We start from the raw sequence: 12,740 nt of genomic DNA, 5'->3' as shown, positions 1-12,740 counted from the left end.
TTAAGGAATTGTAGCGTTCGGAGGAAAAGGTGCAGGGCAGGTGATCGGGTAGATAGCGTCAGGTGATCAGTGGGCGGGAGGCTGCGCAGAGCCAGCCCGGCATGCATTGCGCATGCGGGCTTGATCGAGGCGGGACGTGCGCTGAAATCAGTGCGTACGGTAACGCAGACGCGTACCGAAGTTGACCGACATCAGAATTTCGTCAGCGCTCAGTTCGCGAGGGAAGAATGTCCCCGAGATCTGTGCGTGGGCGATGCTTGCGCCTTCCAGTGGGGTGCTGCTCAGGTCAAGGCCGCGCAAGTCAGCGGATCGGAAATAGGCATTGGTGAAGTCGATGCCGTCGGTGTCGAGATTGCGCAAGTCCAGCCCGCGGAAGTCGCCACCCCGGAAATCAATGGTGCCTGACTTGGGTTTCTCTTGGTTGAACCCCGCAACATCATCATTGCGCAGCATCGCGTACAGCGGGGAATCCAGTACTTTGGGCTGACTCATAAGCGCCTCGCTTTTCCGTTCCGTTAGAATTATGACGCCAGTATATCGCCACTATTTTGAAGCCGTGAAGCACTAACTGCTAAACGGCTCAAAACATTGTTTTAGAGCGCGGGAAGGCGCTGACGAAGGTTTTCGATCAGGTTGTCGAGGTCGCTGCTTTTGTTGGTTTCGACGCGCTTGCTGTGCAGGGTTTCTTCCGCAGTCAGCGGTTCACGGCTAGCCTGCTGTGCCCGGATAACTTCCAGCGTTGCGTCGGAAGGGTCTGTGTTTTCTGCCTGACGCTGGGCGAGCCAGCCTGCAATGACTGCTTCGGGGGCATCACAGTCAAGGATCAGGAACGGCACGCCAGTGGTTTCGGCAACTTTTGCCGCCGACTCGCGCTGAGCCTGTTTCAGGTACGTTGCATCTATAACAACCGGGAACCCGGCACGCAGGACGACTGCGGCCAATTCATGCAGACGTGCATAAGTCGCCTGGCTTGCGTCAGCGTCATAAAGGTTGGCGTCCTGCCCGGCAAACATGCGTTTACGTTCTACGTCCGAACGCAGGCGTACGGCGCCCAGGGAATCCACAAGACGTTTGGCAACATGGCTCTTGCCCACAGCAGATACGCCGTGAGTGATAACCAGGAAGCGCGAAGGAATAGCGCTGTAACTTTCTGCCAGGTTTGCGTAATTGCGATATTGACGCAGGGTCGCGCCGCGCTGAACCGCATCGGCGCCTGCTGGCATGCTGAAAAGCGCAACCTTGGCGCGAACCAGCGCACGGTAGGCTTTATAGAAGTTCAGCAGCTCAAGCCCCTGATAGTCTCCGGTCAGTTCCAGATACTGGCTGATGAGACGACGAGCCAGGGATTTCAGACCGCGATCTTCCAGGTCCATAGCCAGGAAGCCGATATCGGCATAGACGTCGGTCATGCGGAACGGTTCGTTGAACTCGATGCAGTCGAAGATCACGACCTTGTTATCGATCAGGGTCATATTGCCCAGATGAATGTCGCCGTGGCACTCACGGATAAAACCGTCGGCTTTACGCTGGGCGAGCAGGGGCTTGAGCCTTTCGAAACTCGATTCAGCCCATGCTTGCAGGGCATCGAGTTGCAGCAGGTCTGATTTTTCGCTGATTAACGGGCGAATCTGCTCGAAGTTTTGCAGGACCGGGGCCATGACGGTGTCAGGCGACCCCAGCTCATTTTCAGCACCCACCTTTGGCGCATCAATATGGAACTGGCCGATCTGCGTGGCGATGTTGTCGATGTGCGTCGACGTCAACTCGCCATTGGCCTGCAACGTACTCAACAAACCGTCTTGCGAGAACTGGCGCATTTTCAGCGCATATTCGATGACTTCGCCTTCGCCACCCAGTTGCGGTGCCTCGGCACTGCCGGTCACCGGGATAACTTCCAGATACAGGTCTTCGGTCAGACGCTGGTTGAGACGCAGCTCTTCCTTGCAGAAGTGTTCACGCGCTGAAAGCGTCGTGAAGTCCAGAAAACCGAAGTTGACCGGTTTCTTGAATTTGTAAACGAATGGACCGGTGAGCAGTACCCACGAAATGTGCGTTTCGATGAGCTGAAAGCCCTCGACCGGATGCGGAAACAGCGCGGGGTTCTGCAGGGCTGCAATCAGTGACTGGCTCACGGACGATCCTTCAATAGTGATGTTTCATTAAATGCTTCAAGGTGGGCATTATGGCCGCTTGGCGCGAGGCTGCAAACCTCCGGTAAGGGTGTCTTTCGAACCCCGGCAAAGTGCGTATAATCCGCCGCCATGACTCGTACTCGATCCTCTCGCAAAGCAAAAAAACCTGCCTCTGGCGGACTTCGTACCTGGTTAGGCTGGGGGTTGAAGCTCGGCATTGTCGGGCTCGTCGTGCTGGCTGGCTTCGCCATTTACCTTGATGCCATCGTTCAAGAGAAGTTTTCCGGCAAGCGCTGGATGATTCCGGCCAAAGTATATGCGCGGCCTCTGGAGCTGTTTGTCGGGCAGAAGCTGAGCAAGGATGACTTCCTGATTGAGCTTGATGCGCTGGGTTATCGGCGCGAAAGCGTTGCCAATGGTCCGGGCGCAGCTGCTGTGAGCGGCAATACCGTAGACCTTAATACCCGGGGTTTTCAGTTCTATGAAGGCACCGATCCTGCCCAGCAGATCCGTGTCCGTTTCTCCGGCGACTATGTTGCGGACCTTTCTTCGGCCAATGGCGCCAAGCTGGCAGTTGCCCGTCTGGAACCGCTGATGATCGGTGGGCTGTACCCGAAGAATCTCGAAGACCGGATCCTGATCAAGCTCGATCAGGCTCCACCGTATCTGCTTGATACACTTGTAACCGTTGAAGATCGCGATTTCTACCATCACTTTGGCGTGTCGCCCAAGTCGATTGCCCGTGCATTCTGGATCAATGCCTCTGCCGGGCAGATGCGTCAGGGTGGGAGTACGCTGACGCAACAGTTGGTCAAGAACTTCTACCTGACCAATGAGCGCAGCCTGACCCGCAAACTGACCGAAGCCATGATGGCTGTGTTGCTGGAGATCCATTACAGCAAGCAGGAAATCCTTGAGGCTTACCTCAACGAGGTGTTCGTCGGTCAGGACGGTCAGCGCGCGGTGCACGGCTTTGGCCTTGCCAGTCAGTATTTCTTCAGCCAGCCGTTGTCAGAGCTCAAGTTGCATCAGGTCGCGTTGTTGGTCGGTCTGGTCAAAGGGCCTTCCTATTACAACCCGCGTCGTAACCCGGAACGTGCCCTTGAGCGACGTAATCTGGTGCTCGACTTGCTTGAACAACAGGGCGTGGCCACGGCTGAAGTAGTAGCGGCAGCCAAGAAGATGCCTCTGGGCGTGACCAAGACCGGTAGCCTGGCCGACAGCTCCTTCCCGGGCTTCCTCGATCTGGTCAAACGCCAACTGCGCGAAGACTATCGCGACGAAGACTTGACTGAAGAAGGTCTGCGCATCTTCACCAGCTTTGATCCAATCCTGCAGATGAAGTCCGAGTCGGCCATGAGCGAGACGTTCAAGCGTCTGTCGGGTCGTAAGGGTGTAGACGACGTTGAAGCTGCCATGGTCGTGACCAACCCGGAAACAGGTGAGGTTCAGGCGCTGATCGGTAGCCGCAAGGCAGGTTATGCCGGTTTCAACCGGGCCATTGATGCAGTACGACCGATTGGCTCATTGGTGAAGCCGTCCATCTACCTCACCGCCCTTGAGCGTCCGAGCAAGTACACGTTGACCAGTTGGGTGGCCGATGAGCCATTCCAGGTCAAGGGTGCCGACGGCCAGATATGGAAGCCGCAAAACTTCGATCACAAGGCTCACGGTAATATTTTCCTGTATCAGGGCCTGGCGCATTCCTACAACCTGTCCAGCGCTAAAATCGGCCTGGAAGTCGGTGTGCCGAACGTATTCAAAACCATCGGCAAACTGGGTGTTGACGTTGATTGGCCTGCGTATCCGTCGATGTTGCTGGGTGCCGGTGCGTTGAGTCCGATCCAGGTTGCAACGATGTTCCAGACCATCGCGAACGGCGGTTTCAACACGCCGATGCGCGGTATCCGCAGCGTGCTGACTGCTGAAGGTGAGCCGCTCAAGCGTTACCCGTTCCAGATTCAGCAGCGCTTCGATCCGGGCTCGATCTATCTTCTGCAAAATGCGATGCAGCGGGTGATGCGCGAAGGTACCGGTCGCTCTGTCTACAACGTATTGCCAAGCTCGCTGAATCTTGCAGGTAAGTCCGGGACGACCAACGATTCCCGCGACAGCTGGTTTGCCGGGTTCAGTCAGGATCTGCTGGCGGTGGTGTGGCTGGGTCGCGATGACAACGGCAAAACGCCGTTTACCGGTGCAACCGGTGCGTTGCAGGTCTGGACCAGTTTCATGAGCAAGGCTGATCCGCTGCCGCTGGACATGGCGCAGCCTGATAACGTCGTGCAGGTGTGGGTCAATGCCGCGACAGGCGAGGGATCCGATGCCGGTTGCCCGAACGCCGTGCAGATGCCGTATATTCGCGGCAGTGAACCTGCCCCCGGCGCTGCTTGTGGTGGGCCTGCGGCTCCGGCCCAGGAAGTGATGGATTGGGTCAAGGGTTGGCTGAACTAGATTAATTGAGCGCCCCAAAGAGGATCTAAAGTGAACAAGTGGTTAATACCAGCGTTGACAGCTGTTGCTCTGCTCAATGGTTGTGCCAGCGTAGAACGTGGCTCGATTCCCGTGGTGGATTCGGGTTCGAAGGTTTCCAATAGCGAGCGCGTGTCGCGCAACGGCGCTTCTCGGGCAAGCGTTGCTCAGGCGCCTGCGCAAGCTCAGTCCGTACCGCAGGATTCTGGCGTCGTGGTCATGATTCCGGGTGGCGGTGGCGGTAGTTCCGCACCTATCGATACGTATGCTGCTCCGGCTGGGCAGGCTCCGATCAGCGTCAGTCCGCCGATCGACACTTCGTCGGTCAGCGCACCGGTTACCAGCAACACTTACAACATGCCTGCGTCCAGTGCGCCAAGTGGCATCCCGTCTTCCGGTAGCGGCTTGTCTGCCGATGAACAACTTGATGGCCCGGTCCTGGCGCTGTTGACCACCGCTCAGCAGCAGCAGAACGGCGGCGACCTCAATGGCGCGTCTTCGAGCCTTGAGCGTGCGCAACGTGTTGCTCCTCGGGAGCCGCAAGTTATCTATCGACTGGCACAAGTGCGACTGGCTCAGGGCGATTCCGCTCAGGCCGAGCAACTGGCGCGTCGTGGTCTGACTTACGCCAATGGTCGCCCAAGTCTGCAGGCCAGCCTGTGGGAGATCATCGCTCAGGCACGTGAGAAGCAGGGCGATGCGTCCGGTGCAGCCCTGGCTCGTCAGAAAGCCAAGGTCGGCGCTTGATGGATCAGCGCTTTCCTGAAGTGGCCGAGCATTTGCTGCTGATCGAGCGCGAGTTGCGGGCATTGGGTTGGTGGAGCGATCTACCGCCCAGTGAAGAGGCGCTCTCCAGTGGCGAACCGTTTTGTGTCGATACGCTGGAGTTCGAGCAATGGCTGCAATGGATTTTCCTGCCAAGAATGAAGCTCATTCTTGAGAATGACCTGCCGCTGCCGAATGCCTCAGGCATCCTGGAAATGGCCGAGATGGTCTACGCCACCCGCCAGCGCGAAACCCGGCCGTTGCAGCAGTTGCTTGCGCAGTTTGATCAGTTGATCAGCCAGAACCGGTAATTCATGCCTCAGGCCCGGCAGGTTTAAAGGCAATAATCTTTAATCGCCTGCTGGGTCTCGGTAATACGCACCTGCCGTTCATCTTCCGAAAGGCGTTTCAGCCCACCCTCAACCTGTTCCCGCACGCGAGGATTGTTCTGTAGCTGGGAAAGATTGGTCCTTAGAATCTTGCAATCCTCGGCGCGTCGACCCTCTTCCTGAGTGATTTTCTTCTTGACCACGTCATCGACAGCCCGCTGCTCTGCCTCTTCGTCAATTGCTGCCTTTGAGTTGCCGGTTGTGGGCACGGCGGGCGGTTTCTGGGTATCGATCTGCTGGGTTTGTCGCCCTGCGGGGGGCTGAGCATCGAAATGGGTCACGCCCTGGTCGTCGACCCATTTATAAATCTGAGCCGCTTGGGCGGTTGTGCCGAGAGCCAGCGCAACTATGGCGGCGATAATCATGCAACGCATGCTGCTTCCTTCCAGGTACGTTTGTCCTGAAAACTATCACAAGGCCGCCTTCATGACCTTATCCGGCGCACTTTGGTGCGGTTAATTGGAAGAAAGCTCACGGATGACTTGACTTGGGGCAGGCGAATCACAACAATCCAAAGTTCGCTGTGAAGGGACTGCCAGAAGCAGACCATCTCGGTAGATCATGAGGCGCACACCCGCGCCGACCTGTAACACCCGCAACGCGTTACCTCGCGCTGGGTGGGAACGCCCCGAAACACTCAGGGGTTACCCAATACTTGCTCAGTCAGTGCTGACGTAGTCGGCGACCACCGTCGCTCATGCTCTGCTTGGCAGTAAAACCTATTAAGACCCGTCCTCGTTTGTGGACGGTATTCTGGCGTTTTAGAGGTGAACAACGTGGAGCTCTTATCCGGCGCTGAAATGGTCGTCCGCTTTTTGCGTGACGAAGGCGTTAAGCATATCTACGGGTACCCAGGCGGTGCCCTCCTGCACATTTACGACGCCCTGTTCAAAGAGCCTGCCGTGAACCACATTCTTGTTCGTCACGAACAAGCGGCGACGCACATGGCTGACGGTTATGCGCGCGCTACCGGCAAGGCCGGTGTGGTACTGGTCACTTCAGGTCCAGGTGCTACCAATGCAATCACCGGTATCGCCACGGCTTATATGGACTCGATTCCAATGGTCGTGCTGTCCGGTCAGGTCGCAAGCACACTGGTCGGCACCGATGCATTCCAGGAAACCGACATGATCGGTATTTCCCGGCCGATCGTGAAGCACAGCTTCATGATCAAGCATCCGTCGGAAATCCCTGAAGTGCTGAAAAAGGCTTTCTACCTGGCGCAGTCCGGTCGTCCCGGTCCCGTGGTTGTCGATATTCCGAAGGATATGACCAACCCGGCCGAGAAGTTCGAATACGTATTCCCCAAGAAAGCCAAGCTGCGCTCTTACAGCCCGGCTGTTCGTGGTCACTCAGGCCAGATCCGCAAGGCAGTCGAAATGCTGCTGGCGGCCAAGCGTCCGATCATTTATGCCGGTGGCGGCGTGATCATGGGCAATGGCTCCGAGCCGCTGACCGAGTTGGCGCAAAAGCTCAACGCTCCCGTGACCAACACCCTGATGGGTCTTGGATGTTATCCAGGCATGGATCGTCAGTTTGTCGGCATGCTGGGTATGCACGGCAGCTACACCGCCAACCTGGCGATGCACCACGCTGACGTGATCCTGGCTGTTGGCGCGCGTTTCGATGACCGTGTGATCAACGGCGCGGCGAAGTTCTGCCCGAATGCCAAGATCATTCACATCGATATCGACCCGGCTTCCATCTCCAAAACCATCAAGGCTGATGTGCCTATCGTGGGGCCGGTTGAGAGCGTTCTGACTGAAATGGTCGCGACCCTCAAGGAAATCGGCGAGCTGCCAGACAAAGCGCTGGTTGCCAGCTGGTGGAAGCAGATTGACGAATGGCGTGGTGATCGTGATCTGTTCCCGTACAACCCGGGCGACGGCAGCGTCATCAAGCCGCAGAAAGTCATCGAGACCCTTTGCGAAGTGACCAATGGCGATGCCTTCGTGACGTCCGATGTTGGTCAGCACCAGATGTTTGCTGCGCAGTACTACCGCTTCAACAAGCCTAATCGCTGGATCAACTCTGGCGGTCTGGGCACCATGGGCTTTGGCTTCCCGGCTGCGATGGGTGTCAAGCTGAGCTTCCCAGAAGCGCATGTTGCGTGTGTAACGGGTGAAGGCAGTATCCAGATGAATATCCAGGAGCTGTCGACCTGCTTGCAGTACGGTCTGCCTGTGAAAATCATCCTGCTTAACAACGGCGTGCTCGGCATGGTCCGTCAGTGGCAGGACATGAGCTACAGCGGTCGTCACTCGCACTCCTATATGGAGTCGCTGCCTGACTTCGTGAAACTGGTCGAAGCTTATGGCCATGTCGGTATGAAGATCACTGATCTGAAAGATTTGAAGCCGAAGATGGAAGAAGCGTTCGCCATGACGGACCGTCTGGTGTTCATCGATATCCAGGTTGACGTCACCGAGCACGTTTACCCGATGCAGATCAAAGACGGCTCCATGCGCGATATGTGGCTCAGCAAGACGGAGCGGACTTAATCATGCGGCACATCATTTCCCTTTTGCTGGAAAACGAACCGGGTGCACTGTCTCGCGTCGTCGGCCTGTTTTCGCAGCGCAACTACAACATCGAAAGCCTGACCGTGGCCCCGACTGAAGACCCGACCCTGTCGCGTCTGACGCTGACCACTGTCGGCCAGGATGAGGTGATCGAGCAGATCACCAAAAACCTCAACAAGCTGGTCGAAGTAGTCAAACTGGTTGATCTGTCGGAGAGCGCTCACATCGAGCGTGAACTGATGCTCATCAAGGTCAAGGCTACGGGCGCCCAGCGCGCCGAGATCAAGCGCACCACGGATATCTTCCGCGGGCAAATCGTTGATGTGTCAGCCAGCGTTTATACCGTGCAACTGACCGGTACGAGCGACAAGCTGGACAGCTTCATTCAGGCCATCGGCACTGCCGCAATCCTGGAAACAGTACGCAGCGGCGTGACGGGCATTGCCCGTGGCGACAAAGTGCTGAGCATCTAATCTCATTTTGCAAAATGGCCTGAAGGCCACGATAACAGGGGAATTCCATGAAAGTTTATTACGACAAAGACTGCGACCTTTCGATCATCCAGGGCAAGAAAGTTGCCATCATCGGTTACGGTTCCCAAGGCCACGCACAAGCGTGCAACCTGAAAGACTCCGGCGTTGATGTCACTGTTGGTCTGCGTAAAGGTTCGGCTACTGTCGCCAAGGCTGAAGCCCATGGCCTGAAAGTGACTGACGTTGCTTCGGCTGTTGCTGCTGCTGACCTGGTCATGATCCTGACCCCGGACGAATTCCAGTCCGCGCTGTACAAGAACGAAGTTGAGCCGAACATCAAGAAGGGCGCTACCCTGGCCTTCTCCCATGGCTTCGCGATTCACTACAATCAGGTTGTGCCACGCGCCGATCTGGACGTGATCATGATCGCGCCAAAAGCGCCAGGTCACACTGTTCGCACTGAATTCGTCAAAGGCGGCGGTATCCCTGACCTGATCGCTGTTTACCAAGACGCTTCGGGCAACGCCAAAAACGTTGCACTGTCTTACGCTTCGGGCGTGGGCGGCGGCCGTACCGGTATCATCGAAACCACATTCAAGGACGAGACTGAAACCGACCTGTTCGGCGAGCAGGCTGTTCTGTGTGGCGGTACTGTTGAGCTGGTTAAAGCTGGTTTCGAGACGCTGGTTGAAGCTGGCTACGCTCCAGAAATGGCGTACTTCGAGTGCTTGCACGAACTGAAGTTGATCGTTGACCTCATGTACGAAGGCGGTATTGCCAACATGAACTACTCGATCTCCAACAACGCCGAATACGGCGAGTACGTGACTGGTCCTGAAGTGATCAACGCTGAATCCCGTCAGGCCATGCGCAACGCTCTGAAGCGCATTCAGGACGGTGAATACGCGAAGATGTTCATCAGCGAAGGCGCTACCGGCTACCCATCGATGACCGCCAAGCGTCGTAACAACGCCGCTCACGGTATCGAAATCATCGGCGAGCAACTGCGCTCGATGATGCCGTGGATCGGTGCCAACAAAATCGTCGACAAAGCCAAGAACTAAGTCCCCGCGACATAGCTCTGCGCTAGAAAAAACGCGGCCAATTGGCCGCGTTTTTTCGTTATGCGCAGACGCTTCTGGTATAAAGCTGCATCGTTTGCAGACGAACACTCGTCGCAAGCATCTGTCGAAACTTTCCACACCGTTGCAAGGTAAAGTCTATGAGCGAACGTCCTGAAGAGCCAAACAAGGCCTCTGACGCCGAAAGCCTGCTACCGATCGATGAGCACATTGAAGAAGGGCATGATGCCGAAGGCCGTAAGGTCCGGCATCGCGGTATCTATCTGCTGCCCAATCTGTTTACCACTGCGAACCTGTTCGCCGGCTTTTATTCCATTATCAGCTCCATGAGCGCACAGAGCGCTTTGGCGGCAGGGGACAGCGCCGGGGCGAGCAAGTATTTTGCTTTTGCCGCAATCGCCATTTTCGTCGCCATGGTGCTCGACGGTCTAGATGGCCGCGTGGCACGCATGACCAATACCCAGAGTGCGTTCGGCGCGGAGTACGACTCTCTGTCCGACATGGTCGCATTTGGTGTCGCTCCGGCGCTCCTGGCTTTTGGCTGGGCATTGGGGGACATGGGCAAGGTCGGCTGGATGGTCGCCTTCATCTATGTGGCAGGTGCAGCGTTGCGTCTGGCGCGTTTCAATACCATGGTTGGCAAGGCTGACAAACGCTATTTCATCGGTCTGGCGAGTCCTGCTGCGGCGGGCGTTGTTGCCGGTACGGTCTGGGCGTTCAGCGATTACGGCATTCAGGGCTCCAAGCTGTCATTTCTGGTGGCCTTGCTGGTCGCCGCGGCGGGCATGCTGATGGTCAGCAACATCAAGTACAACAGCTTTAAAGAGCTGGACCTGAAAGGGCGTGTGCCGTTTGTCGCGATTCTGGCAGTTGTGCTGGTCTTCGCTGTCGTGTTCAGCGACCCGCCGCGCATTTTGCTGCTGATATTCCTCGCTTATGCGGCATCCGGCCCTATTCAATATTTGTTACGCCTGCGTCGTCACAAAACGGGCGAATGATGTAATTTCCCCCATACTCCACAGTCTATTGGTGCATTAGTTCCTCTGGATTGTGGAGTCATCATGCTAATCAAAATTCCAACAGCGTCCGCTTGCAAAGAGTCGGACGTTACCCCCGAATCTATTTATCTCTCTCGTCGTGCCCTCTTGGGCGCTTCCCTTACCGGGTTGGCCGTCAGTGCCATGCCGCGCTGGGCGAGTGCTGCCGATCCTTCTCTTTACCCGAATGTTGAGCCTGGCAAGGCGCCTGGCTGGTTTGCCGAGAAGCTTCCCGACACCAAGTGGCAGGCGGTCAACGTAAAGGGGGAAGCGATTACCCCTTTCAAGGACGCGACGCACTACAACAACTTCTATGAGTTTGGCACCGACAAGGGCGATCCTGCGCAGAATGCCGGGTCGCTGAAAACCGAGCCGTGGACTGTCGTCATCGATGGCGAAGTCGGCAAGCCTGGTCGTTATGCGCTCGAAGACTTCATGAAGCCCTATCAGTTGGAAGAGCGCATTTATCGGCTGCGTTGCGTAGAAGCCTGGTCGATGGTCATTCCCTGGATTGGTTTTCCAATCTCTGCTTTGCTCAAACAGGTCGAACCTACTGCCAAGGCGAAGTACATCCGTTTTGAAACGCTGCAGGACCCAAAGACCATGCCGGGGCAACGTTCGGGTTTTGCATTGATCGACTGGCCTTATGTTGAAGGGCTGAGACTGGACGAAGCAATGAATCCTCTGGCGATTCTTGCAGTTGGCATGTATGGGCGTGAGCTGCCTAACCAGAACGGTGCGCCGCTGCGTTTGGTCGTGCCATGGAAGTACGGTTTTAAAAGCGTGAAGTCCATTGTGAGAATCAGTCTGGTCAGTGAGCAGCCCAAGACGACCTGGCAAAGTATCGCGGCTAACGAATATGGCTTTTATGCCAACGTGAACCCGACCGTCGACCATCCTCGTTGGACGCAGGCACATGAGCGCAGGTTGCCGAGCGGCTTGTTCAGTCCGAATGTGCGACAGACCGAAATGTTCAATGGGTATGGGGAGGAGGTTGCCTCCTTATATACAGGCCTGGATTTGCGGAAGAATTATTGATGCGTTACCCGATCTGGCGCTTCGGCGTTTTTTTGGCTGCATGTGTTGCACCGGTGCTCTGGCTTTATCAGGCCTGGATCTTTGCGTTGGGGCCTGATCCTGGGAAGGTGCTTGTCGACAGGCTCGGCCTGGGCACTCTGATATTGCTACTGATTACGCTGGCAATGACGCCACTGCAAAAATTGACGGGGTGGGCAGGCTGGATTGCTGTCAGGCGCCAGTTGGGGCTTTGGTGCTTTGCTTACGTATTCATGCACATGAGCGCGTACGCCGTTTTCATATTGGGACTGGACTGGTCGCAGTTGGGTGTGGAGCTGGTGAAGCGTCCGTACATTATTGTCGGCAGCCTTGCCTTTGTATGCCTGCTGGCCTTGGCCGTGACCTCCAATCGCTACAGTCAGAGGCGGCTAGGGAGTCGCTGGAAAAAACTTCATCGGCTTATCTATGTAATTTTGGGGTTGGGCCTGCTGCATATGTTCTGGATTGTCAGAGCGGATCTGAAGGAGTGGTCTTTATATGCGGTGATCGGTGTGCTGTTGCTGAGTCTCAGGATCCCAATGATTGCGAGGCGAATCCCGCGTGTAATGGGTGCGAAGGCAAAAGTTCCAACAAAAGCGTGAATTAGGGGTTGACGGCCTCTCTAATCTCTCTATAATTCGCACCTCTTCTGGCGCAGACAGAACGAAAAACTCCTTGATAATCAATGAGTTGGACGATTCAGTTGGCTCGGAAGAGGCTTCGATGAAGTTGATCGAAAGCGGTGAAAAAAGGCAGTTGACAGCAGGTTGTAACGCTGTAGAATTCGCCTCCCGCTAACGAGCAACGTGATGTTG

General features: G+C 56.2%; 12 protein-coding genes. 9 read left to right on the top strand and 3 right to left on the bottom strand.

The genetic code is table 11. The annotated features are described in order from the left end of the window. Positions 1–147 precede the first annotated feature (147 nt). Both AO242_RS06265 and AO242_RS06260 read right to left on the bottom strand, forming a co-directional pair. Entirely contained in the window at positions 148–492 is a 345-nt protein-coding gene (locus tag AO242_RS06265; RefSeq protein WP_099268096.1) for a pentapeptide repeat-containing protein, read from the bottom strand. Positions 493–593: 101 nt separating this feature from the next. After that, positions 594–2,132, bottom strand: coding sequence for a bifunctional aminoglycoside phosphotransferase/ATP-binding protein (locus tag AO242_RS06260; protein ID WP_099268095.1), 1,539 nt, complete (start codon positions 2,130–2,132; stop codon positions 594–596). A 129-nt stretch (positions 2,133–2,261) separates the two neighbouring features. Between AO242_RS06260 and mrcB the strand changes: the two genes are divergently transcribed. From mrcB to AO242_RS06245, 3 genes are read left to right on the top strand one after another with little or no spacing between them, the layout of a single operon-like run. Then, entirely contained in the window at positions 2,262–4,583 is a 2,322-nt protein-coding gene (gene mrcB, locus AO242_RS06255; protein ID WP_027900353.1) for a penicillin-binding protein 1B, read from the top strand. 30 nt (positions 4,584–4,613) lie between these two features. After that, complete coding sequence (locus tag AO242_RS06250) at positions 4,614–5,348, top strand: tetratricopeptide repeat protein (RefSeq protein ID WP_099268094.1); 735 nt, start codon at positions 4,614–4,616, stop codon at positions 5,346–5,348. Continuing rightward, entirely contained in the window at positions 5,348–5,677 is a 330-nt protein-coding gene (locus tag AO242_RS06245; RefSeq protein WP_099268093.1) for a YqcC family protein, read from the top strand. The genes AO242_RS06250 and AO242_RS06245 overlap by 1 nt, the downstream gene beginning before the upstream one ends. Before the next feature lie 23 nt (positions 5,678–5,700). Here the strand turns inward: AO242_RS06245 and AO242_RS06240 are convergent, their stop codons facing one another. Next, a complete protein-coding gene (locus AO242_RS06240; RefSeq protein ID WP_099268092.1) occupies positions 5,701–6,129 on the bottom strand; it encodes a DUF4124 domain-containing protein in 429 nt (142 codons plus the stop codon). Between the two features lie 402 nt (positions 6,130–6,531). Between AO242_RS06240 and AO242_RS06235 the strand changes: the two genes are divergently transcribed. The 6 genes from AO242_RS06235 to msrQ all read left to right on the top strand — a co-directional run bounded on the left by AO242_RS06235 (position 6,532) and on the right by msrQ (position 12,527). Continuing rightward, a complete protein-coding gene (locus tag AO242_RS06235; protein ID WP_095098655.1) occupies positions 6,532–8,256 on the top strand; it encodes an acetolactate synthase 3 large subunit in 1,725 nt (574 codons plus the stop codon). Positions 8,257–8,258: 2 nt separating this feature from the next. Continuing rightward, positions 8,259–8,750, top strand: a complete 492-nt coding sequence (gene ilvN / locus AO242_RS06230; protein ID WP_020293234.1) for an acetolactate synthase small subunit — start codon at positions 8,259–8,261, stop codon at positions 8,748–8,750. 47 nt (positions 8,751–8,797) lie between these two features. Further along, positions 8,798–9,814: a ketol-acid reductoisomerase gene (gene ilvC, locus AO242_RS06225; RefSeq protein ID WP_027900358.1), complete on the top strand. Its 1,017-nt coding sequence runs from the start codon at positions 8,798–8,800 to the stop codon at positions 9,812–9,814. Between the two features lie 158 nt (positions 9,815–9,972). Next, entirely contained in the window at positions 9,973–10,830 is an 858-nt protein-coding gene (gene pssA, locus AO242_RS06220) for a CDP-diacylglycerol--serine O-phosphatidyltransferase (RefSeq protein WP_027897876.1), read from the top strand. A 63-nt stretch (positions 10,831–10,893) separates the two neighbouring features. After that, positions 10,894–11,907, top strand: coding sequence for a protein-methionine-sulfoxide reductase catalytic subunit MsrP (msrP, locus tag AO242_RS06215; RefSeq protein WP_099268091.1), 1,014 nt, complete (start codon positions 10,894–10,896; stop codon positions 11,905–11,907). Then, entirely contained in the window at positions 11,907–12,527 is a 621-nt protein-coding gene (gene msrQ, locus AO242_RS06210) for a protein-methionine-sulfoxide reductase heme-binding subunit MsrQ (RefSeq protein ID WP_099268090.1), read from the top strand. Before msrP ends, msrQ begins: the two co-directional genes overlap by 1 nt. The last annotated feature ends 213 nt before the right edge of the window (positions 12,528–12,740 follow it).

This window comes from Pseudomonas sp. ICMP 561, assembly GCF_002699985.1.
GTDB classification, from domain to species: domain Bacteria; phylum Pseudomonadota; class Gammaproteobacteria; order Pseudomonadales; family Pseudomonadaceae; genus Aquipseudomonas; species Aquipseudomonas quasicaspiana.
This window is presented reverse-complemented; position numbering and strand designations above follow the sequence as displayed.

Bases quoted from the DNA above. Each gene is read 5' to 3' on its own strand.
- AO242_RS06265 (WP_099268096.1), bottom strand. From the start codon at position 492: ATGAGTCAGCCCAAAGTACTGGATTCCCCGCTGTACGCGATGCTGCGC.
- mrcB (WP_027900353.1), top strand. From the start codon at position 2,262: ATGACTCGTACTCGATCCTCTCGCAAAGCAAAAAAACCTGCCTCTGGC.
- AO242_RS06245 (WP_099268093.1), top strand. From the start codon at position 5,348: ATGGATCAGCGCTTTCCTGAAGTGGCCGAGCATTTGCTGCTGATCGAG.
- AO242_RS06240 (WP_099268092.1), bottom strand. From the start codon at position 6,129: ATGCGTTGCATGATTATCGCCGCCATAGTTGCGCTGGCTCTCGGCACA.
- ilvN (WP_020293234.1), top strand. From the start codon at position 8,259: ATGCGGCACATCATTTCCCTTTTGCTGGAAAACGAACCGGGTGCACTG.
- ilvC (WP_027900358.1), top strand. From the start codon at position 8,798: ATGAAAGTTTATTACGACAAAGACTGCGACCTTTCGATCATCCAGGGC.
- pssA (WP_027897876.1), top strand. From the start codon at position 9,973: ATGAGCGAACGTCCTGAAGAGCCAAACAAGGCCTCTGACGCCGAAAGC.
- msrP (WP_099268091.1), top strand. From the start codon at position 10,894: ATGCTAATCAAAATTCCAACAGCGTCCGCTTGCAAAGAGTCGGACGTT.
- msrQ (WP_099268090.1), top strand. From the start codon at position 11,907: ATGCGTTACCCGATCTGGCGCTTCGGCGTTTTTTTGGCTGCATGTGTT.